Genomic DNA, 20187 nt, shown 5'->3' with positions numbered 1-20187 from the left:
CGCACTCACGTCCGGCACCGCTGCGTCGTCGAGGATGTGAGGGAAGGAGATCCATGGACGACGTCGAGATGCTCGAGGCCGAGCGCCGCGGCCTGCTCGGGCTCGCCTACCGGATGCTCGGGACGGTGACCGACGCCGAGGACGCCGTGCAGGAGACCTACCTCCGCTGGTACCGGCTCGCCGACGAGGAGCGGGCGGCGGTCAGAAACCCCGGCGCCTGGCTCACGAGGGTCGCCAGTCGCGTGTGCCTCGACATGCTGGGCTCTGCGCGAGCGCGGCGCGAGAAGTACGTCGGCGAGTGGCTCCCCGAGCCGGTGCCGGGCGAGTCGGCGATCGCGGCATCCGTGCCCGTCGATCCGCTCGATCGGGTGACCCTCGACGAATCGGTCTCGACCGCGCTGCTCGTCGTGCTCGAGTCGCTCACCCCGGCGGAGCGTGTGGCGTTCGTGCTCCACGACGTCTTCGGCATGCCGTTCGCCGAGATCGCCGAGGCGGTGGGACGAACTCCGGATGCCGCGCGCCAGCTGGCCTCGCAGGCCAGGCGACGCGTGCGCGAGCGCCGGGCGGGAGCGGCGAGCCGCGAGCAGCACGACGCGGTCGCGCGGGCGTTCGCCGCCGCCACGGCGACCGGCGACATCGCCGGGCTCGTGGCTCTCCTCGACCCCGATGTCGTCCTGCGCGCGGACGGCGGCGGACGCGTGTCTGCGGCGCGGCGTCCCGTGTTCGGCGCCGACCGCGTCGCGCGGTTCCTGCTCGGCCTGCCCCACCTGCAGCCGTCGGCGACGGTCGAGCCGACGTTCACGGCCGACGGGCTGGCGTTCCTCGTGAGGATCGACGGACGCGCCGACGCCGTCATCTCGCTCGAGGTGTCGGGCGAGCGGATCACCGACGTGTACATCGTGCGCAACCCCGACAAGCTCACCCTCTGGCGCTGAGCGGGAGGGCGCCACCCGGGCTAGCGTGGACCCATGGCGACGCCCTTCGACTCCCTCGACGACTACATCGCGCTTCCCCGGGTGGAGGCCCTCGCGCTCTCTCCGGACGGGCGCACGGCCGTGCTCACGGTGGCGGCTCTGAAGAAGGACGCCACCGGTTACGAGAGGTCGCTGTGGAGCGTCCCCGCCGACGGGACGGGGTCGCCGAGGCGGCTCACCCGCTCCGCGAAGGGCGAGACCGGTGCCGCGTTCACGGCGAGCGGCGACCTGCTGTTCGTCTCGGCCCGCCCCGACGCTGAAGGCGACGCCGACGACGAATCCGGTCAGCTGTGGCTGCTGCCGGCGGCGGGCGGCGAGGCGCGGCCCGTGACGAGGCTCGCGGGGGGAGTGGACGCCATCGCCGCGACCGCCGAGGCGAGCGACCGGCTCGTGATCTCGGCATCCCTCCTCCCCGGCGCCGACACCCTCGAAGCCGAAGCCCGCCTCCGTGCCACGCGCAAGGAGAACAAGGTCTCCGCGATCCTGCACGAGACGTACCCGGTGCGCTTCTGGGACCACGACCTCGGTCCCGCCGAGCCTCACCTGCTCACCATCGACACCGGCGCGCTCGCCGACACCATCGCCGCCGCCGTCGCCGACTCGGCGGCCGAGGACGACGAGAAGGCGGATGCCGCCACCGACGCCGCGGGCGTGCCCGCGGTGTCCGGTGCCGACGAGAAGCCGTACCCGGCCACCCTTCCCCGACCCAACGACCTGACCCCGAAGCCCGGGCGCTCGGCCGACATAGCGGGGGCCTCGCTGACGCCGGACGGCGCGACGCTCATCGCCTCGATGCAGCGGCACGAGCAGCGCGGCGCCCGGAACGTGCTGGTGTCGATCGACACGACGACGAGGGCGCACACGACCCTCTTCGACGACGTCGGCGTGGACTACCAGAGCCCTGCAGTGAGCCACGACGGCACGACGATCGCCTACCTCCGGGCGGACAAGGCCACTCCCGCCGGACCGGCCGACGTCGAGGTGTGGCTCGCCGACCTCGATGGCGCCCGCCCGCGCCGCGTGGCAGCGGAATGGGATCGCTGGGCGACGAGCCTCGCATGGGACGCCGACGACGCCGCGATCGTGGCGACCGCCGACGACGACGGCCGAGGCCCGGTGTTCCGGCTGCCGCTCGACGGCGGAGCCCCGGAGCGCGTCACGGCCGACGACTTCACCTACACGCACGTCTCGGTCGACCGCAGCACCGGCGACCTCGTCGCGCTGCGCTCGTCGTGGGTCGTGCCCTCGCACCCGGTGCGGATCGCCCGCGACGGCGCGACGACCCCGATCGCGACACCGGCCCCTGCGCCGACGGCGGCGGGTTCGATCACCGAGGTCGAGACCACCGCCGAGGACGGCGCGCGCGTGCGCGGCTGGCTGCTGCTGCCGGAGAGCGCGTCGGCGGATGCTCCGGCCCCGCTGCTCCTGTGGATCCACGGCGGCCCGCTGAGCAGCTGGAACGCGTGGAGCTGGCGCTGGGCGCCGCTGCTCGCGGTGGCGCGCGGCTACGCGGTGCTCCTGCCCGACCCGGCGCTGTCCACCGGATACGGCCTGGAGTTCATCGCGCGCGGCTGGAACGCGTGGGGAGCGGCGCCATACACCGACCTGCTCGCGATCACGGATGCCGTCGAGGCCCGCGCCGACATCGACGAGACGCGCACCGCCGCCATGGGCGGCTCGTTCGGCGGATATATGGCGAACTGGGTCGCCGGGCACACCGACCGGTTCCGGGCGATCGTCACGCACGCGAGCCTGTGGGCGCTCGACCAGTTCGCCGGCACGACCGATCTGTCGGTGTACTGGCAGGAGATCTTCACCCTCGAGGCGATGGCGGAGAACTCTCCGCACCGGTTCGTGCGCGACATCCGCACGCCTCTCCTCGTCGTGCACGGCGACAAGGATTTTCGCGTGCCCATCGGCGAGGGTCTTCGGCTGTGGTCGGAGCTCGCCGAGCACCACGCCGACGACGACGGTCGCATGCCCCACCGATTCCTGTACTTCCCCGACGAGAACCACTGGATCCTCAAGCCCCAGCATGCCGTCATCTGGTACCAGACGGTCTTCGCGTTCCTCGCCGAGCACGTGCTCGGCGAGGAGCCGACGCGCCCCGAGCTGCTCGGCTAGTCAGGCCTCACGAAGGCGCTGATCCCTTGCCGAAGGCGCGGGTCTTCGGCAAGGAGTATGCGCGCGTGCGACGAGACCTGCGCTTTCTCGTCGCGGACCGGTCAGGTCTCGTGGCGGATCTCGCAGTCGCTTCCGGGCTGCAGAATCGCCTCGTGCCCGTCGTCGAAGCGCACGACGAGCAGCGGGATCTCTTCACTGCCGCGGATCTCTACGACCTCGCCGGCGCGTTCGGTCGCCCCGACGATGCGTCCGTGGATGATCACGCGGTCGCCGACAGTGGCACGCATTCGGATCACCTCCTGGCGCACACGATACGGCGCGCGTCGCCGGAGCGATAGGGATGCCGCTACAGCTGCGCGCCGTTGTCGTCGCGGTTCTCGAGGCCGACGTTGCGGCCCCGCCACGACTCGTACGCGATGAGCCATCCGATCGACACCGCGAAGGCGAGGAACAGGCCGACGAGGAGCTGCCCCCAGATCATGCCGAAGATGATGCCGAGCGCGAAGATCAGCGCGGTGCCGAACGCCCAGCCGGAGTGGCCGCGCGTCCAGCGCTTGCGAGGTGTGGTCATGGGCAACAGCCTAGAGGTCGGAGCGACCCGGCGGCCCGCTTGCCGATCGCCTCGTCCGCGCCGGAGTCGCCTATGGCTGCTCGGCGTTGAGCGCGACCATCCAGTCGATGCCGAATCGGTCGGTCAGCATGCCGAACCGGCCGCCCCATGGCGGGGTGTCGAACGGCATGACGACCGTGCCGCCGTCGGCGAGCTTGTCCCAGAAGCCCTGCAGCGAGGACTCGTCGTCTCCGCTGACGGAGACCGAGATGCCCGCCGGCTTCGTATACTCCATGCCGGTCGGGGTGTCGGCGGCCATCAGCACGAAGCCGTCGGGACTGGTCAGCTGCGCGTGCATGACGAGGTCGTTCTCGGCGGGATCCTGCACCATGCCCTCGTACTGGCCGAACGTCGAGATGTCGAGGTCGCCGCCGAAGACGCCCTGGTAGAAGGTCATCGCGTCGCGAGCCTCGTTCTTGAACGAGAGGTAGGGGTTGAGGCTGGGCATGTCGCACTCCTTAGCGAGGGTGGGGGAGGGATGCCGCGTCCGGCCGCGTGGCGAGACCCAGTGTCGTCGGGGCCTCCGACATCCACAAGGGTCCGTCGGGGCTCCGGGTCAGGGCGTCTTGGGGCCCTCTCCTGCCCACGCGATCGCATCGTCCAGCGCCGACACCGCGAAGATCCGCAGCTCGCAGGGGAAGAGGAAGGCGATGCCGTGGATGATCTCCCCGATGACGGTGTGGTCGGTCACCAGCGCGATGCGCCCCCAGGCGTGCGCGGGCTTTCCTTCGAGCTTCGCGTCTTGCCACAGGGCGCCGAGCGAATAGCCCTCGAACTCCTCGCCGAGGACGAACACGAGGTTCACCTTCGCTCCGGCGTCGATCGCGGCGTCGATCGCCGGATCCAGGACGGCCTCGTAGTCGGATGCCTCGACCGCCCCGACGGCTCGGAACCCGAGCACGCCGTCGGGCAGCCCCTGCAGTGTCTCGATCATCGCCCCATCCTGGCCTGCGGTCGGGGATCGCGCCAGGCTCGCTTTCGATCGCTTGACCCGACAGCGCTCCGTCCACTAAGTTGGCGAGTCCGTGCCGGTCGGCACGGCACCACAGGTGAGCCGAGAGGACGACGGATGAACGCGCAGCGCACACTCCGTTTCGAGCCGGTCCTGGGTCAGAAGCCCAGCGACCGTCACGAGTCGTCCCCTCCGGCGCGAGCCGTGTAGCAGCATCCGCTCTTCCACGCCCCGCACCGCACAGGTCCGGGGCGTTCTCCTTTTCAGGAGGGCACCGGGCCGTGAGCCCACCGCTCTCACGCCCGTCCTTCGGGCCCGAACAAGGAAAAGGAACATGGAGAGGCTCTCCACCCGGCTGCTGTCGTGGGCGAGCCTGCTCGACGAGAAGACCGTCGAGCAGGCGCGCACCTCGGCACGCATGCCGTTCATCCACCCGCATCTCGCGCTCATGCCCGATGCGCACCTCGGGAAGGGCGCCACCGTGGGGTCGGTCATCCCGACCCTCGGTGCGATCATGCCCGCCGCCGTCGGCGTCGACATCGGGTGCGGCATGATCGCCGTCCGAACCCAGTTCACGCGGGACCAGCTGGTCTCGCGCGACCTCGGCCTCCTCCGGGAGCAGATCGAGCGCGCCATCCCGCTGTCGGCGGGCCACGCGAACCGCAAGGTCGTCGCGACGGCGGAGCCGCGCGTGGCCGAGCTCGAGATGCTGGCCGAGAAGGCGGGCTTCGACCCGTCGGCGTATGCGGGGCACTGGCGGCTGCAGCTGGGGTCGCTCGGCTCGGGGAACCACTTCATCGAGGTGTCGGTCGACGAGCTCGACCGGGTGTGGATGTTCCTCCATTCCGGATCGCGGGGCGTCGGCAACAAGATCGCCACGCACCACATCGCGGTCGCGCAGCGGCTGGCGAAGCAGTGGTGGATCGAGCTCCCCGATCCCGATCTCGCGTACCTCGTCGAGGGCACGCCCGAGTTCACCCGGTACATCCGCGAGCTCCGGTGGGCGCAGCACTTCGCGCTGCTCAACCGGGAGGAGATGATGGACCGGGTCGCGCGGCAGCTCTCGGAGGTGATGGGCGAGCCGGTCGTCGAGCACGAGCGGATCAACTGCCACCACAACTTCACCGAGTCCGAGAGGCACTTCGGCAAGCAGGTGTGGGTGTCGCGCAAGGGCGCGATCCAGGCGGACGCCGGCCGTCCCGGTCTGATCCCCGGGTCGATGGGCACGGCCTCGTACGTCGTCGACGGGCTCGGCAACCCGCTGTCGCTCAACTCGTCGCCGCACGGCGCGGGCCGCGAGTACTCGCGGTCGGCCGCACGGCGGACCTTCACCCACGCACAGCTGCGAGAGGCGATGGCAGGCATCGAGTTCCGCGACACGGATGCCTTCATCGACGAGATCCCGCAGGCGTACAAGCCGATCGACCAGGTCATGGCCGACGCGGCCGACCTCGTGACGATCCGGCACACCCTGCGTCAGCTCGTCAACGTGAAGGGCGACTGAACGGATGCCGCGGTCCCGCCTCCCGGAGGGGCCGCGGCACTCCGCGCCGCTCAGCGGTCGCGGTGGTCTTCGGGGTGCAGGCGCGGGGCGCGACGCGGCTCGCTGACGCCGCTCGCGTACAGCAGGCGGATGACGCGCTGACGCTGACCCGCCCACGGGGCGAGGAGGCGCAGCATCCCGTCGTCGTCGACCCGCTCACCGGTCAGCGCGTAGCCGACTTCGTACGCGAGGTGGAAGTCGCCGACGCTCACCGCGTCGGGATCGCCGAGGGCGCGGATGCGGGTCTCCGCCGACGTCCACGGGCCGATGCCGGGCTGGCTGACGAGCACGCGGTCGACCGCCTCGCCGTCTTCGGCGGCGAGCACGGCCCGCACCAGCGCGTCGCCGCGGCGGGCGGACCGCACGATGGTCTTCGACTGAGGCGGTTCGAGACCCGCCCGGTGCCAGGCCCACGAGGGCACGTGACGCCAGCCGTCGACGGTGGGCGGGGCGAACATCGGCCGCGGGGTCGGCCCGGGCGCGCGCTCTCCGCACCATGTGACGATGCGGCGCCAGGCCGCGAACGCCTGCATGCCGGTGACCTTCTGCTCGAAGACGGCGCACGCCAGGGCATCGAACACCAGCCCGGTGCGCCCCATGCGAAGTCCGGGGTTGCGGCGGTGGGCCTCTTCGATCAGCGGATGCCTCGACCCGTCGAAGGCTGAGGGATCGTCGTCGGCACCGCACAGCGCCGGCAGCTGCGCGATCGCCCACTCCCGACCGGGACCCCAGGCGGCGCCGCGCACCACGCCGGGACGCGTCTCGCGGATCGCCAGGGTCGCAATGCCCTCGGGGGTGCGGCTGGCCCGCCAGATGACGGAGCCCGACACGACCATCGTCGGGTCGCCCGCGCCGCGACGGAAGAACAGCACGCTGCGATGCAGATCGAGGGGATGCCGCGGCCGATACTCGGTCTCGAGCGGCCTGTCGGGGGCGGGCCGCGGATCGCGCACCCCCGAGCGCAGCGGCCCGGGCGCGATCGACGTCATGCGCTCACGATACGTCGTGGGCGCGACATCCGCTCGCCCGTCGGCACTCAGGCTCCTCAGGAAGCTCCGCAGTCGTGTTCCGCGGATCCGCAACCCGGCGGTCCGCCGCGTGTGACCGTGGAGCGCGCGCGGTTCAGGTGCGGAGCGCGCGGTGCCGGGTCAGCTGTGAGATCAGAAGCGGTCCGGCGAGGGCGTGCCGTGGCCGTAGCGGATGACGACGTCTGCGTGACGGTCGAAGCGGTAGCCGACGCCGCGGACGGTGCGCACGATGTCCTCGTAGCGGCCGAGCTTGGCGCGCAGACGACGCACGTGGACGTCGATCGTGCGCTCACCCGGAGCCTCGTCCTCCGTCGCGCCCTGCCACAGCGAGTTCACGAGCTCGGTGCGCTCGATCGTGCGGCCCTCGCGCAGGACGAGGTACTGCAGCAGCTCGAACTCCTTGAACGTGAACGCGGCCGAGTCGCCGTCGATGAGCACGCGCTTGCGAGAGATGTCGACGACGACGCCGCCGGCCGCGCGGTCCTCGTCCTCGGGCTCGTCCTGCTTCGTGCGGGAGATCGCGGAGGGCTCGTGCAGCGCGAGACGCACGACGTCGACATCGCGGCCGCCCGAGCCGACGGGGGCGAGTGCGACCGTCGCGTACGTCTCGGCGTCGGGGGCGAGTTCGCCCAGCGTGCGACGGAGGGCTTCGACGAGCACGCCCAGCGAGACACCGGATGCCGCGGCCTTCGCCTCGTCGATCCCGACGTACAGGGCGAAGCCGCGCGGGGCGGTTCCCGGCGGGAGGTTGCGCGGGGCCGGGGCGGCCGGGGTGGCCGGGGCCTCCGCGACCGGAGACTCAGGCGCGTCGATCGTCGTGATGGGGCTGGTCACCGCGCGCAGGTGGCGGGCGGGGGTGCGCGCCAGCGAACCGGGGGTTTGGGGCGTCGCGCCATCGGGAGCGGCGACGGTGGGTCGTTCGAGAAGGGCGGTGGTCGACATGATGATGGTCCTTGCGGGAGGGAACCCGGCCTGGATGCGGCGCGAAAAGGGTTCGGATGTGCTGATGCCCGGTGAGGGCTGTGCCCGTCTTCGGGCGATGTGCGAGGCATCCGGGTGCGCGTGATCGACGCACGAAACCGGTGCTTCGGGGGACTCGCTGGGCCGTTGTTCAGAAGCGGCGTGCGGGTCCGGCGGGGGTCACCGTGCTAGTGGCACATTCGACAACACATGGCAACGCGGCCGGCCATCATCATGCCGGCAGCTCCGTTCGCCTCCCAGGCGGACAGTGAGCGTGCGTTGTCAGTCATGAGGCCGATTATGACGGAGTGCGTCGGCATGCGTCAAATCGCCCGCCCGGGGCATCCCGATCATGACGAAATGTGACACTTTGCTCAATCGGCCAGGGGAGGAGGCTCGAGAGATATGTTGCCAAATTCCACAAATGCCTTGCGCATCGATCCGAAGTCTGCATAACATTCGTATCGAAGCGTTTCCGCGAAGCGCTTCGCAGCAGAACTTCCGACAGACGACGAGGTCGACGTGGCGAACATCACCGAGGTGGCAGAGGCCGCCGGCGTGTCGATCAGCACGGTGTCGTACGCATTGAGCGGAAAGCGACCCGTCGCTCCCGACACGCGCCGCCGCATCGAGGCCGCCGTGCTCGAGCTCGGCTACAGCCCGAACGCCGGCGCCCGCATGCTCGCCGGCTCACGCACGCAGATCTTCGCGCTGACCGAGCCGCTGCGGAAGGACACGCACGCCCCGACGCATATGGCCTTCGTGCTCGCGACCGCCGTCGCCGCCCGCCGCAACGACTACGACATCCTGCTCCTGACGGACGAGCAGGCGCAGGCCGGCATGAGCCGCGTGGCCGCGAACGGACTCGTCGACGCGATCCTCGTCCTCGATGTCGCACCCGACGACGCCCGTGTGGCGCTCGCCCGCCAGATCGCCACCCCGACGGTCTTCATCGGCATCCCCGACGACCACGACGGGCTGATCTGCGTGGACCTCGACTTCGAAGCCGCCGCAGCGCGAGCCGTCGATCTGCTGGTCGAGGCCGGGCATGTGTCGATCGGGCTGGTGGGCCAGGCCGAGACCGCGTACCTGAAGTCGAACTTCCCGCCGAGGGTGCGCGCGAGCGTCCTCGCCCGCGGCGCCGAGCGCGGCGTCGACGTCGCGTATGGGACGTCGGGTGGGAAGCGCGCCGAGCGGGCGGCGGCCCGCCGCACCGCGGGCCGGCTGCTCGACGACGGTGCCACGGCCCTCATCCTGCACTGCGCCGACGAGGCCCACGCCGCTGTCCTCGCCGAAGTGGACTCGCGCGGCCTCCGCGTGCCCGAGGACGTCTCCGTCATCTCGGTCGGCGCCTCGTTCGACACGACGACGCTGGCGATCGCGGTCGACTCCATCCCGCTGATCCCCGAGGCCTCGTGCGACCTCGCGGTCGACCTTGCCCTTCAGTGCCTGGGCGCCGACCGTCCCGAGCCGGGGCTCCGGCTCATCCCTCCCGCCTACAACCCGGTCGGGTCGATCGCCCCGCCGCCGGGCTCGCCATCGTCGGGAGTCGCGGCGGACTGAGCGCCGCGGCATCCGATCCTCGCTTCGTGCCCGTTATCGAAGCGCTTCGACAACTGAATCCCACCCCCCTTCGACCAACGCTGGTCACTGAGAAAGGAATGCCACCGATGGCACGATTCACACGCACGAACGGCCGACGCGGCCTCGCCGCCGTCGGCGCCCTGACGATCGGAGCACTCGCCCTCTCCGCCTGCGCGGGCGGCTCGTCCGACGGAGGCGACGGCGACACCCTGAAGCTCTGGCACTACGAGGGCGAGGACAGTGCCATGGCCAAGGCCTGGAACGAGGCCATCGCGGTCTTCGAGGAGGAGACGGGAGCGACCGTCGAGTTCGAGCAGAAGTCCTTCGAGCAGATCCAGAAGACCGCGAGCCAGGTGCTGGACTCGGATGCCGCGCCCGACCTCATGGAGTTCAACAAGGGCAACGCGACCGCGGGCTTCCTGGCTTCGACCGGACTCATCGCCGACATCTCCGACGCCGTCGACGAGTATGGCTGGGCGGACAAGCTCGCCCCGTCGCTGCAGACGACCGCGAAGTACTCCGAAGACGGTGTCATGGGCGGCGACACCTGGTACGGCATCCCGAACTACGGCGAATTCGTCGGGGTCTACTACAACGAGGACGCGTTCGCCGAGGCGGGGCTCGAGATCCCGACCACCTACGACGAGTTCGTCGATGTCCTCGACGCGTTCGTCGCGCAGGGGATCACCCCGCTCGCCGAGGCGGGCGCCGAGTACCCGCTCGGGCAGCTCTGGTACCAGCTCGCGCTGGCGCAGGCGGATCGCCAGTTCGTCAACGACTACCAGCTCTACGAGAACCCCGTCGACTGGCAGGGACCGGAGCTCACCGCCGCGACCGAGACGCTCAAGGAGTACGTCGACAAGGGCTACATCTCCTCGGACGTCTCCTCGGTCAAGGCCGAGGACGCCGGTGTCTCCTTCATCAACGGCACCGCACCGATCTTCGTGTCGGGCTCGTGGTGGTACGGCCGCTTCGTCGAGGAGGCAGGCTTCGACTGGTCGCTTCAGGCATTCCCCGACTCGAAGCTCTCGCTCGGGTCGTCGGGCAACCTGTGGGTCGTGCCTGAGAACGCGGCCAACAAGGAGCTCGCGTACGAATTCATCGACATCACGATGCGTCCCGAGATCCAGGCGATCATCGGCAACAACGGCGGCGTCCCCGTCGCCGCGGAACCCGCCGACATCACCGACGAGAAGAGCGCCGAGCTCATCGCGACGTTCAACGGCGTCCTCGACAACGACGGACTGTCGTTCTACCCCGACTGGCCCGCCGCCGGCTTCTACGACGTCATCGTCCGTGAACTGCAGGGTCTGGTGACCGGCACACAGGATGTCGAGGCGACGAACGCCAACCTCGGCGCCGAGTACGAAGAAGGCACAGCGGACTTCCGCTGATCGATCGGCGGTGGGTGGCGGCGACGCCACCCACCGCCCTCAGAAGGAGTCGCACCATGTCTGTCATCACCCGCGCCGAACCCGGCGCGCGCACGAAGCTTCCCCCCGAGCAGCCCTCCATCCCGCAGCGCAAGGGCGGCACCGCAGGCTACTGGCTCTATCTTCTGCCGGGGTTCGTCCTTCTCCTCGTCATCGTCATCATCCCGCTCATCTTCAACATCTATCTGACGTTCACCGAGTGGCGCGGCGTCCGGACCCCCGAGTTCATCGGCCTCGAGAACTGGTTCAAGATCTTCACCGACGAAGACTTCTGGACCTCCTTCACGAACTCCGTCTGGATGGTCCTCGCGATGGTCGTGATCCCCACGACGATCGGACTCATCGTCGCGGCTCTCCTCTTCGACGTCGTCGGCCGCAAGTTCGGCGGCAAGGTCGGCAGCTTCCTGCGGGCCACCTATTACCTTCCCCAGATCCTCCCCATCGCCGTCGCCGGCATCGTGATCGGCTGGATGTTCCGCCCGGGTGCGACGGGGTCCGTGAACCAGATGCTCGCGGTGTTCGGCATCCCCGCCTATGACTGGCTGGGGCAGATGCCGTCCGCTCTGCTCGTGCTCATGGGCGTCCTCGTCTGGGTCCAGCTCGGCTACCCCATCGTCGTGTTCATGGCGGCGCTCCAGCGCGTCGACCCGGAGCTGTACGAGGCGGCGGAGCTCGACGGTGCGAACTGGTTCCAGCGGTTCTCGGCGATCACGATGAGCATCATCAGGCCCGAGATCTTCGTCGTGACGCTCACATGCACCATCGCGGCACTGAAGGTCTTCGGGCCCGTGTACATCATCACGCAGGGCGGTCCCGCCGGGGCGACGCTCGTGCCCGCCTACTACGCGTACACCGAGTTCTTCACCAAGCGGAACATCGGCTACGGCGCGACCATCGCAACGGTCCTCACGGTCCTCGTCGTGGTGGTCTCCATCATCTTCATCCGGGTGCAGAACTCGATGGAGCGCAAGGAAAGGGCGGGACTCTGATGGCTGCGACGACCGCGATCGTCACTGCGGGCAAGACCCGCGAGCGCCCCCGCGGCGGCATGACGAAGAAGCGCGCGATCGACTGGCTGCTGTTCATCGCCGTCATCCTCGGCGCCCTCGTCGTGATGGTGCCCTTCTACCTGATCCTCGTCAATGCGTTCAAGTCTCCCGTCGACTACGCGACGTCCGGCCCGTTCGCACTGCCGCAGGCGATCGACTTCACGGGCATCCAAGCCTTCTGGGAGCGCGTGAACTTCCCGCAGAAGGTGTGGAACTCGATCTTCATCTCGGGCACCGTCGCGGTGCTCGCGGTGGTCATCTCGCTGCTCAACGCCTTCGCGATCGGCATCGGACGGGTACGTGGACGCTCGTGGATCGTGCTGCTGTTCCTGATGGCGAACCTGCTGCCCCAGGAGGCGCTGCTCTACCCCCTGTACTACATGTTCAAATCGGTGGGCCTCTATGACAGCGTGTGGTCGGTCATCATCGTGTTCACGGTGATCCAGGCGGCGTTCGGCACGTACCTCCTCGCGTCGGTGCTCGGCACGTTCCCCAAGGAAGTGCTCGAGGCCGCTTCCATCGACGGCGCCACCCGCTGGCAGATCCTGTGGCGGGTCGTCTTCCCGATCACGCGCCCGACGCTCTCGGTGCTGCTCATCTTCTTCTTCATCTGGACGTGGAACGAGTTCCTCATACCGCTCACGTTCCTGCCGTCGAACGCCAGCCAGACCGTTCCCGTCGCGATCAGCGTCCTGACCGGAGATCGGCTCATGGACGTCACGACGACGGCGGGAGCCGCGCTGCTGAGCATCATCCCGACCATCATCTTCTTCCTCATCTTCCAGCGCACCCTCACGCGCGGCATCACGGCAGGAGCAGTCAAGTAATGAAGTTCACCGACGGGTTCTGGCAGCTCCGACCCGGAGTCACCGCGCTCTACGCGCAGGAGGCGTACGACATCTGGCAGACCGACACGACCCCCGACGGCCCGGGTCTCGTGATCACGGCGCCGACGGCCGTCATCGCCAAACGCGGCGACACGCTCAACCGCCCGGTCCTCACCGTGACGCTGTCCTCACCCCTCGAGGGCGTCGTGCGCGTCCGCATCGCGCACCACATCGGCGGAGCGTGGCACGGCGGGTTCGGACTGCCCGGTGCGATCGCCGGCGGGGCGGGTGCGGGCACCGTCACCGCCGACGGCGGGGTGCTCACCACCGGGGGGCTCACTGCGCGAGTCGCGGCGGGGGAGCCGTGGTCACTGGTCTTCGAGCACGACGGCCGGGTCCTCACGTCGAGCGGACTGAAGTCGCAAGGCTACGTGCGGCTCGCCGCGGACGCCCAGGTCGACACCGGCATCGTCGACAATGCCCGCACCGGAGCACCCGCTCCGGTCGAGCGCGTGTTCGTGCACGAGCAGCTCGACCTCGGCGTCGGCGAGCTCGTCTACGGTCTCGGCGAGCGGTTCGGCCCGGTGGTCAAGAACGGCCAGAGCGTCGAGATCTGGAACGCCGACGGCGGCACGTCGAGCGAGCAGGCCTACAAGAGCGTGCCGTTCTACCTGACCGACCGCGGCTACGGCGTGCTCGTCAACGACCCCGGCCACGTCTCGTTCGAGATCGGGTCGGAGGCGGTCGAGCGGGTGCAGTTCTCGGTGCCGGGCGAGGTGCTCGAGTACTTCGTGATCGACGGTCCGACGCCGAAGGACGTGCTGGAGCGCTACACCGCTCTCACCGGGCGCCCGCCGGTCGTGCCTGCCTGGTCGTACGGGCTGTGGCTGTCGACATCCTTCACCACCGACTACGACGAGGCCACGGTGACGTCGTTCATCGACGAGATGGCCGCCCGCGAGCTGCCGGTGTCGGTGTTCCACTTCGACTGCTTCTGGATGCGCGAGTTCAACTGGTGCGACTTCGAGTGGGATCCGCGCACCTTCCCCGACCCGGACGGCATGCTCGCGCGCCTGCACGAGAAGGACCTGCGCGTCAGCGTGTGGATCAACCCCTACATCGGCCAGCGCTCGCCGCTGTTCGCCGAGGCGGCCGAGCAGGGATTCCTGGTGAAGCGCCCCGACGGCTCGGTGTGGCAGTGGGACCTGTGGCAGGCGGGGATGGGCCTCGTCGACTTCACGAACCCCGATGCGACCGCGTGGTACCAGGCGCACCTCCGTCGCCTCATCGACCAGGGTGTCGACTGCTTCAAGACCGACTTCGGCGAGCGGATCCCCGTCGACGTCGAGTGGGCCGACGGCGCCGACCCGCAGCGCATGCACAACCTCTACGCCCAGCTCTACAACGAGGCCGTGCACGCGGTGCTCGCCGAGGAGCGCGGCGAGGGCGATGCCGTGGTGTTCGCACGCTCGGCGACGGCCGGCGGCCAGACGATGCCGGTGCACTGGGGCGGCGACTCGACCTCGACGTTCACGTCGATGGCGGAGACCCTCCGCGGCGGCCTGTCGCTCGCGTACAGCGGCTTCGCCCACTGGAGCCACGACATCGGCGGCTTCGAGGGCACACCGGATGCCGCGGTCTACAAGCGGTGGACCGCGTTCGGCCTGCTCGGCAGTCACAGCCGATTCCACGGCTCGGGCTCGTACCGGGTGCCGTGGGCATTCGACGACGAGGCCGTCGAGGTCACCCGCATCTTCACGCACCTCAAGATGCGCCTGATGCCGTACCTCTTCCAGGCGGGGATGGATGCCGCGACGACGGGTGTGCCGCTGCTCCGGCCGATGCTGCTCGAGTTCCCCGACGACCCCGCCGTGCGGCACCTCGACCGGCAGTACATGCTCGGCGGCGACATCCTGGTCGCGCCGGTGTTCTCGGCCGCCGGCGAGGTGGATTTCTACCTGCCCCCGGGCGAGTGGACCGGCCTGCTCACCGGCGAGACGGTCACGGGCGGTGCCTGGCGCCGCGAGACCCACGGGTTCGACAGCCTCCCGCTGTACGTCCGGCCCGGCACGGTGCTGCCCTGGGGGGCGCGCACCGACCGGCCGGACTACGACTACCTCGAGGGGCTCGACGTGCGGGTCTTCCCCGGAGGGACGGGCACGCGCACGATCACCGTGACCACGCCCGACGGGAGCTCGCAGGAGTTCACGGCCGACCTCGGCGAGGTGACACGATGATCTCCGTGACCTCTCCCTCTGCGATCCAGGGCTCGCCGGACTACCGCGATGCAGGCCTCGCGTTCCCCCCGGGCTTCACGTTCGGGTCGGCGACCGCCTCGTACCAGGTCGAGGGAGCCTTCGACGAGGACGGCCGCGGTCCTTCGATCTGGGACACCTTCAGCAAGACCCCCGGCAAGGTCTGGAACGGCGACACCGGCGACGTCGCGTGCGATCACTATCATCGGCTCGACGCCGACCTCGACCTCATGAAGGACCTCGGGCTCGGCGCGTACCGCTTCTCGATCGCGTGGCCGCGGATCATGCCCACGGGCACCGGCGAGGTGAACCAGGCAGGGATCGACTTCTACTCCCGACTCGTCGACGGACTGCTCGATCGCGGCATCCGTCCGGTCGCGACGCTGTACCACTGGGACCTGCCGCAGACGCTGGAGGATGCCGGAGGCTGGCCCGTGCGCGCGACGGCCGACGCCTTCGAGCGCTACGCCGAGGTGATGGGCGCGGCGCTGGGCGACCGCGTCCACACCTGGACGACCCTCAACGAGCCGTGGTGCTCGGCGTATCTCGGCTACGGCCAGGGCGGGCACGCGCCGGGGCGCCATGAGCCGGCCGCCGCGCTCGCCGCCGTGCACCATCTCAACCTCGCCCACGGGCGCGCCGTCCAGGCGCTGCGTGCGACCTCGACCGGCGATCCCGACTACTCGATCACGCTGAACTTCCACGTCCTGCGGGGTGTCGGCGACGGCGCGGCCGAGGCGATGAGACGCATCGACGGGCTCGCGAACCGCGCCTTCACCCACCCCCTGCTGAAAGGCGAGTACCCCGCGGACCTGCTCGAGGACACGGCATCCGTCACCGACTGGTCGTTCGTCCACGACGGCGACCTCGCGTCGATCAATCAGCCGATCGACGTGCTCGGGGTCAACTACTACTCGACCGCGACCGTGCGGCTGTGGGACGGCGTCTCGCCGAAGCAGATGAACGACGGCCACAAGGGCGCGGCGGGCGGGACGGCCTGGCCGGGCAGTGATCAGGCGGTCGAGTTCGTCGAGCAGCCGGGGCCGTACACGGCGATGGGCTGGAACATCGCGCCCGAGGGCCTCGAGGAGCTGCTCCTCTCGCTCACGGATCAGTTCCCCGATCAGCCGCTCATGGTGACCGAGAACGGCGCGGCGTTCGACGACGTGGTGGCGGCGGACGGGACGGTGCCCGATCCCGAGCGCCTCGACTACCTGCGCCGTCACTTCACTGCGGCGCACCGGGCGATCGAGCGGGGCGTCGACCTGCGCGGGTACTTCGTGTGGTCGCTCCTCGACAACTTCGAGTGGGGCTACGGCTACGCCAAGCGGTTCGGCATCGTCCGCGTCGATTTCGACACCTTCGAGCGCACGGTGAAGGACAGCGGGCGCTGGTACGCCGAGCTCGCCCGGACGGGCGTCCTTCCGGCCTGAGCGTCGGGGAGGGGATGCTCCGCGCAGCTCCCGGGCACCTGAGCGCGGGCCGGGAGGTCGCCGGACGAACGCCGCGACATCCCGGCCGCGCGCGCCCCGGTGGGGGAGACCGGGCTTAGCCTGTCGGGGTGACTGAGCTGCGCTTCACACACGAATCGGATGCCTCGCGCTACACGCTGCATCGCGGCGACGACCTGGTGAGCGTCCTCGACTACCGCGACGACGGTCGCAGCGTCGCGATGACCCGCGCGTACACCGTGCCCAGCTTCCGCGGCCACGGGTACGCGGGCGAACTGGTGGATCTCGCAGTCGCCGACCTCGAGCGCAGCGGCGGTCGCACCGTGATCCCCGTCTGCTGGTACGTCGCCGACTGGTTCGCGGCGAACCCCGGCCGCGAAGGCATCCTCGGCGGGCGCCGGTCCGCCTAGCGTTCCCACGAGCACCGCGGCCCTATGCTGGCCGCGTGCACATGGAAGAGGTGTTCACCGCGGTCGCCGTGGCCTTCGAAGCCGTCGGCGCGGCGGCCATGATCGTCGGGTTCACGATCGCGGTGGTGCTCGCCGCGCGATCTCTGACCCGCCACGAAGGCGGGGCCGCCGCGTTCACGGTGCTGCGCACGACGCTCGGCGCGGCGATCCTGCTCGGCCTGGAAGTCCTCGTGGCCGCCGACCTCATCCGCACCATCACGTCGAAGCCGTCGCTGGAGGACGCGCTGATCCTGGGCATCATCGTGCTCATCCGGACGCTCCTGTCGATGTCGATCCAGATCGAGATCGAGGGGATGCTTCCATGGCGTCGTGCTCTCATGCGCAGCGGCGGACAGATGCTCGGCGACGCCGTGGCCCGTGATCGAGCGGCGTCCCAGCCCGCGGTGGCGGGCTCCGCCGGGGCATCCGCCGTCGAGCGTCACTGACTGTCGTTGTCAACCCCCTCACGCCGCGCGACCTGCGGCACGAGGGTGGAGCATGACGAGAGGAGCGACTCATGGACCGTGAGCTGCCCGATGGAGTGATCGACGCCGACCCGCCCGGTGGATGGGACGAGGTCGACGACACCGAGACCGCAGAGCGCGACGCGGAGGCCGCCGATGCCGCGATGCTCATGACCGACGCCGCGCTGCGGCCCGACGACCCCGTCGAGGGTGAGGCGGCGCGACAGGGCGCCGACCCCGACATGGGGCTGTCCACAGAGCGAGGCGAGGAGGAGCCGTGATGAGCGCCGCAGAGAACGAGTCCGAGCAGCCCGGCGTGAACGATCCCGCGGGTCCCGCACCGTCGACCGCGGAAGCTCCGACGTCCGACCCCGCTCCGGCGGCGGCGACCGAGCCGAGTCACCAGGCCGTCGGGATCGGCGTCGTCGAGGACGAATCGGACCATCACGGCCAGGACCAGGGTCGCGAGACGCTCACGGCCGGTCAGGCCCAGCGCGAGCCCGGTGGGCTCGGCACGGAGCAGGAGCAGCGCCTTCCGGCCATGTCGCAGAACGACGCGTCGGCGATCGAGAAGGTGTCGGGGATCGCGGCTCAGACCCGTGCCGACGTCGGCACCGAATCGGTGTCCCGCATCGCGGAGGTGCTGGCTCAGCGCCTCGAGCAGTCCGGCATCGCCCTGCCCGACGACGAGGTCGAGGAGTTGGCGCGTCAGATATCGACCGGCGACGCGGCTGCGCCGGATCACCCCTGAGGCGCTCCCCCGAGACACCGCTGCCCGCCCTCTTACGGGGGCGGGCAGCGTGGCGTCAGGCGACGGCGCAGGATGTGGTGCAGGAGTCGGCCTGCGAGAAGTGCGCGCCGATCGGCCTTGCCCACACTGCACGCTGCGGGCGTGCTGTCGCGGGAGCGGCGGCTGCGGCTCGCGCGGCGGCCTCCGATGCGCGGCGATCGCGGATCGAGGCGAGCAGGGCGAGTTCGCGGTCACGCCACAGGGTCTCGTGGCGGTACTGCTGTTCGGCGGCGGTGACGAGCGAGAGCATTGTTTCCTCCGTTGGTTCCGATGACTTCAACGTAGGCGGGGGCTCCGACATTCTCGGGTGGAGCGGAGGTGGCAGGAATCCGCTCGAAGGCGGCAGTCGTCAGCGTCCCCGGACGAACTCCGCGATGAGCGCGGCGGCGGGCGCGGCATCCCGGATCATCGTCTCGTGGCCGTGGCCGGCGACCTCCGCGAGCCGCGCATCGGGCATGGCCGCGACGATGCTCTCGCACCACGCGCGCGGCGCGACCACGTCGTCCTCGCCGCGCAGCACGAGGGTCGGCGCCGACACCCGGGGGAGCACATCCTCGGGACGGTGGGCGAGCATCGCGCGGAATTTGGCCCGCAGTCGAGGCCCTGCCCGGACGTACTCGCGGGCACCGAGGGCGATGACCCGCGGGCTCTCGACGGCGAGGTCGCGCAGCAGGCGCGAGATCTGCCTCGGGGCGGAGCGCGCGGCCGGGTCGATCGTGGGACCGACGAGGACGAGCGCGGCGACGGTCTCGGGATGCCGGGCGGCGACCTCGAGCGCGATCTGCGCACCCATCGAGTGCCCGATCACCACCGCCGGAGTGCGGACGTGGGCGTCGAGAAAGGCCGCCACCAGGTCGGCGGTGCGCTCCATGGTGAGGACGCGCCGCGGCTCCGGTGCCTCCCCGTAGCCCGGCAGATCCACGGCGATGACCTGGGCATCGTCGTCGAGGTGAGCCGTGAGGTCGCCGAAGACGCCGCGGCCCATGCCGATCCCGTGGATGACGACGAACACCGGCTCGCCCACGCCGCGGCGCTCGACGACGAGCGTCGCGCCGGCGAACGTGAAGTCGTGCGTGGGCGCCACCCCGTCAGGCCGCTCCGGACTGATCGCGCAGCCCGATCCGGTCGGGGATGTCGAACTGCACCCGCCGCAGCCAGGCCGGGTCCGGCCACGGACGCGACGACGGAAGCGCACGCAGCCGGGCGCGGAGGGCCGCTCCGGACGCTTCGACGGGCAGCACCCGCGACGGCGCCCGGTGCGCCAGGGCTCCGAGCCACCAGTGCCGCCAGGTGCCCTCGATCGACTCCGGTCCGACCACCACGTAGTAGTCCGGCATGACGGCGTCTCCTGCGGCGAACAGGCCGAGGAGCGTCTCGACCTCCACCTCGAGGGTGCCCAGCGTCGCCTTCTCCTCGTAGAGCTCGACCCACGCTGCGGCGACGTGCTCGAGGGGGTCGGCGTCGTGGACGACGTAGGGGCAGGATGCCGAGGCCACCGCGCGGGTCGCGGCGGCGGGCTCGGCCTCGCGCAGCGACAGCGCGCGGACGGCCGGCACGTCCGAGAGGCCGCTCAGCAGCGGCTCGCTGTCCGCGCCCACGAGTGCCACGACGGTGGATCGGGGGGCGGGTTCCGAAGAGGGCGCCATAGTCCACGATACGTCCGCCCGGCGCCCCGCGGCGCGGCACACGCGGCG

22 protein-coding genes are annotated in these 20187 nt (G+C 70.3%); 13 read left to right on the top strand and 9 right to left on the bottom strand.

What is annotated here, in order from left to right:
* Positions 1 to 53: 53 nt before the first annotated feature.
* Together sigJ and EER34_RS03205 are read left to right on the top strand one after the other, a co-directional pair.
* Entirely contained in the window at positions 54 to 935 is an 882-nt protein-coding gene (sigJ, locus tag EER34_RS03210) for an RNA polymerase sigma factor SigJ (RefSeq protein ID WP_127473118.1), read from the top strand.
* Positions 936 to 968: 33 nt separating this feature from the next.
* On the top strand, positions 969 to 3098 hold the full coding sequence (locus tag EER34_RS03205) for a S9 family peptidase (RefSeq protein ID WP_127473117.1): 2130 nt from the start codon (positions 969 to 971) through the stop codon (positions 3096 to 3098).
* A 101-nt stretch (positions 3099 to 3199) separates the two neighbouring features.
* Here EER34_RS03205 and EER34_RS03200 read toward each other — a convergent pair whose 3' ends face one another.
* From EER34_RS03200 to EER34_RS03185, 4 genes are all read right to left on the bottom strand, one after another.
* A complete protein-coding gene (locus EER34_RS03200; RefSeq protein WP_127473116.1) occupies positions 3200 to 3385 on the bottom strand; it encodes a DUF1918 domain-containing protein in 186 nt (61 codons plus the stop codon).
* Positions 3386 to 3444: 59 nt separating this feature from the next.
* Positions 3445 to 3669: a hypothetical protein gene (locus EER34_RS03195; protein ID WP_127473115.1), complete on the bottom strand. Its 225-nt coding sequence runs from the start codon at positions 3667 to 3669 to the stop codon at positions 3445 to 3447.
* 70 nt (positions 3670 to 3739) lie between these two features.
* Positions 3740 to 4156: a VOC family protein gene (locus tag EER34_RS03190; protein WP_127473114.1), complete on the bottom strand. Its 417-nt coding sequence runs from the start codon at positions 4154 to 4156 to the stop codon at positions 3740 to 3742.
* Positions 4157 to 4264: 108 nt separating this feature from the next.
* The gene (locus EER34_RS03185; RefSeq protein ID WP_127473113.1) at positions 4265 to 4642 is read right to left on the bottom strand and encodes a SpoIIAA family protein; all 378 of its coding nucleotides are present in this window, start codon (positions 4640 to 4642) and stop codon (positions 4265 to 4267) included.
* A gap of 352 nt (positions 4643 to 4994) precedes the next feature.
* Here EER34_RS03185 and EER34_RS03180 point away from each other — a divergent pair, with 352 nt between their 5' ends.
* Positions 4995 to 6164 (top strand): RtcB family protein, encoded by a 1170-nt coding sequence (locus tag EER34_RS03180; RefSeq protein ID WP_127473112.1) that lies wholly within the window; start codon positions 4995 to 4997, stop codon positions 6162 to 6164.
* Positions 6165 to 6214: 50 nt separating this feature from the next.
* On the opposite strand, the gene EER34_RS03175 is transcribed toward EER34_RS03180, so the two are convergent.
* Positions 6215 to 7192, bottom strand: a complete 978-nt coding sequence (locus EER34_RS03175) for a DNA-3-methyladenine glycosylase family protein (RefSeq protein ID WP_240642092.1) — start codon at positions 7190 to 7192, stop codon at positions 6215 to 6217.
* Positions 7193 to 7363: 171 nt separating this feature from the next.
* Positions 7364 to 8173, bottom strand: a complete 810-nt coding sequence (locus tag EER34_RS03170; protein ID WP_127473111.1) for a winged helix-turn-helix domain-containing protein — start codon at positions 8171 to 8173, stop codon at positions 7364 to 7366.
* Positions 8174 to 8713: 540 nt separating this feature from the next.
* Here EER34_RS03170 and EER34_RS03165 point away from each other — a divergent pair.
* The 10 genes from EER34_RS03165 (at position 8714) to EER34_RS17700 (ending at position 18454) form a co-directional block, all read left to right on the top strand.
* Positions 8714 to 9754 (top strand): LacI family DNA-binding transcriptional regulator, encoded by a 1041-nt coding sequence (locus tag EER34_RS03165; RefSeq protein WP_127473110.1) that lies wholly within the window; start codon positions 8714 to 8716, stop codon positions 9752 to 9754.
* Between the two features lie 107 nt (positions 9755 to 9861).
* On the top strand, positions 9862 to 11169 hold the full coding sequence (locus EER34_RS03160) for an ABC transporter substrate-binding protein (protein WP_127473109.1): 1308 nt from the start codon (positions 9862 to 9864) through the stop codon (positions 11167 to 11169).
* 56 nt (positions 11170 to 11225) lie between these two features.
* Positions 11226 to 12197 (top strand): carbohydrate ABC transporter permease, encoded by a 972-nt coding sequence (locus EER34_RS03155; protein WP_127473108.1) that lies wholly within the window; start codon positions 11226 to 11228, stop codon positions 12195 to 12197.
* Complete coding sequence (locus EER34_RS03150; RefSeq protein WP_127473107.1) at positions 12197 to 13084, top strand: carbohydrate ABC transporter permease; 888 nt, start codon at positions 12197 to 12199, stop codon at positions 13082 to 13084. Before EER34_RS03155 ends, EER34_RS03150 begins: the two co-directional genes overlap by 1 nt.
* Positions 13084 to 15321, top strand: coding sequence for an alpha-xylosidase (gene yicI, locus EER34_RS03145; protein WP_127473106.1), 2238 nt, complete (start codon positions 13084 to 13086; stop codon positions 15319 to 15321). Before EER34_RS03150 ends, yicI begins: the two co-directional genes overlap by 1 nt.
* Complete coding sequence (locus EER34_RS03140; RefSeq protein WP_127473105.1) at positions 15318 to 16772, top strand: GH1 family beta-glucosidase; 1455 nt, start codon at positions 15318 to 15320, stop codon at positions 16770 to 16772. The genes yicI and EER34_RS03140 overlap by 4 nt, the downstream gene beginning before the upstream one ends.
* A 128-nt stretch (positions 16773 to 16900) precedes the next feature.
* On the top strand, positions 16901 to 17200 hold the full coding sequence (locus EER34_RS03135; protein ID WP_127473104.1) for a GNAT family N-acetyltransferase: 300 nt from the start codon (positions 16901 to 16903) through the stop codon (positions 17198 to 17200).
* Positions 17201 to 17241: 41 nt separating this feature from the next.
* Entirely contained in the window at positions 17242 to 17685 is a 444-nt protein-coding gene (locus tag EER34_RS03130) for a DUF1622 domain-containing protein (protein WP_205791499.1), read from the top strand.
* Positions 17686 to 17756: 71 nt separating this feature from the next.
* Positions 17757 to 17984, top strand: a complete 228-nt coding sequence (locus EER34_RS03125; RefSeq protein WP_127473102.1) for a hypothetical protein — start codon at positions 17757 to 17759, stop codon at positions 17982 to 17984.
* Positions 17984 to 18454: a hypothetical protein gene (locus tag EER34_RS17700; protein ID WP_240642091.1), complete on the top strand. Its 471-nt coding sequence runs from the start codon at positions 17984 to 17986 to the stop codon at positions 18452 to 18454. Before EER34_RS03125 ends, EER34_RS17700 begins: the two co-directional genes overlap by 1 nt.
* 55 nt (positions 18455 to 18509) lie before the next feature.
* On the opposite strand, the gene EER34_RS03115 is transcribed toward EER34_RS17700, so the two are convergent.
* The 3 genes from EER34_RS03115 to EER34_RS03105 all read right to left on the bottom strand — a co-directional run bounded on the left by EER34_RS03115 (position 18510) and on the right by EER34_RS03105 (position 20139).
* Positions 18510 to 18743 carry a hypothetical protein gene (locus EER34_RS03115; RefSeq protein WP_127473101.1) on the bottom strand — a complete coding sequence of 78 codons (234 nt, stop codon included), beginning with the start codon at positions 18741 to 18743 and terminating at the stop codon, positions 18510 to 18512.
* Between the two features lie 99 nt (positions 18744 to 18842).
* The gene (locus tag EER34_RS03110; protein WP_127473100.1) at positions 18843 to 19577 is read right to left on the bottom strand and encodes an alpha/beta fold hydrolase; all 735 of its coding nucleotides are present in this window, start codon (positions 19575 to 19577) and stop codon (positions 18843 to 18845) included.
* A gap of 4 nt (positions 19578 to 19581) precedes the next feature.
* On the bottom strand, positions 19582 to 20139 hold the full coding sequence (locus EER34_RS03105) for a hypothetical protein (RefSeq protein WP_127473099.1): 558 nt from the start codon (positions 20137 to 20139) through the stop codon (positions 19582 to 19584).
* Between the last annotated feature and the right edge of the window lie 48 nt (positions 20140 to 20187).

The sequence above is a fragment of the Microbacterium sulfonylureivorans genome, assembly GCF_003999995.1.
Lineage (GTDB): Bacteria > Actinomycetota > Actinomycetes > Actinomycetales > Microbacteriaceae > Microbacterium > Microbacterium sulfonylureivorans.
The sequence above is the reverse complement of the archived record's forward strand: the minus strand, read 5'-3'. Positions and strand labels throughout refer to the sequence as shown.

Coding starts and splice junctions, on each gene's coding strand:
- sigJ (WP_127473118.1), top strand. CDS start 54: ATGGACGACGTCGAGATGCTCGAGGCCGAGCGCCGCGGCCTGCTCGGG.
- EER34_RS03205 (WP_127473117.1), top strand. CDS start 969: ATGGCGACGCCCTTCGACTCCCTCGACGACTACATCGCGCTTCCCCGG.
- EER34_RS03200 (WP_127473116.1), bottom strand. CDS start 3,385: ATGCGTGCCACTGTCGGCGACCGCGTGATCATCCACGGACGCATCGTC.
- EER34_RS03195 (WP_127473115.1), bottom strand. CDS start 3,669: ATGACCACACCTCGCAAGCGCTGGACGCGCGGCCACTCCGGCTGGGCG.
- EER34_RS03190 (WP_127473114.1), bottom strand. CDS start 4,156: ATGCCCAGCCTCAACCCCTACCTCTCGTTCAAGAACGAGGCTCGCGAC.
- EER34_RS03185 (WP_127473113.1), bottom strand. CDS start 4,642: ATGATCGAGACACTGCAGGGGCTGCCCGACGGCGTGCTCGGGTTCCGA.
- EER34_RS03180 (WP_127473112.1), top strand. CDS start 4,995: ATGGAGAGGCTCTCCACCCGGCTGCTGTCGTGGGCGAGCCTGCTCGAC.
- EER34_RS03175 (WP_240642092.1), bottom strand. CDS start 7,192: ATGACGTCGATCGCGCCCGGGCCGCTGCGCTCGGGGGTGCGCGATCCG.
- EER34_RS03170 (WP_127473111.1), bottom strand. CDS start 8,173: ATGTCGACCACCGCCCTTCTCGAACGACCCACCGTCGCCGCTCCCGAT.
- EER34_RS03160 (WP_127473109.1), top strand. CDS start 9,862: ATGGCACGATTCACACGCACGAACGGCCGACGCGGCCTCGCCGCCGTC.
- EER34_RS03155 (WP_127473108.1), top strand. CDS start 11,226: ATGTCTGTCATCACCCGCGCCGAACCCGGCGCGCGCACGAAGCTTCCC.
- EER34_RS03150 (WP_127473107.1), top strand. CDS start 12,197: ATGGCTGCGACGACCGCGATCGTCACTGCGGGCAAGACCCGCGAGCGC.
- yicI (WP_127473106.1), top strand. CDS start 13,084: ATGAAGTTCACCGACGGGTTCTGGCAGCTCCGACCCGGAGTCACCGCG.
- EER34_RS03140 (WP_127473105.1), top strand. CDS start 15,318: ATGATCTCCGTGACCTCTCCCTCTGCGATCCAGGGCTCGCCGGACTAC.
- EER34_RS03130 (WP_205791499.1), top strand. CDS start 17,242: ATGGAAGAGGTGTTCACCGCGGTCGCCGTGGCCTTCGAAGCCGTCGGC.
- EER34_RS03125 (WP_127473102.1), top strand. CDS start 17,757: ATGGACCGTGAGCTGCCCGATGGAGTGATCGACGCCGACCCGCCCGGT.
- EER34_RS17700 (WP_240642091.1), top strand. CDS start 17,984: ATGAGCGCCGCAGAGAACGAGTCCGAGCAGCCCGGCGTGAACGATCCC.
- EER34_RS03115 (WP_127473101.1), bottom strand. CDS start 18,743: ATGCTCTCGCTCGTCACCGCCGCCGAACAGCAGTACCGCCACGAGACC.
- EER34_RS03105 (WP_127473099.1), bottom strand. CDS start 20,139: ATGGCGCCCTCTTCGGAACCCGCCCCCCGATCCACCGTCGTGGCACTC.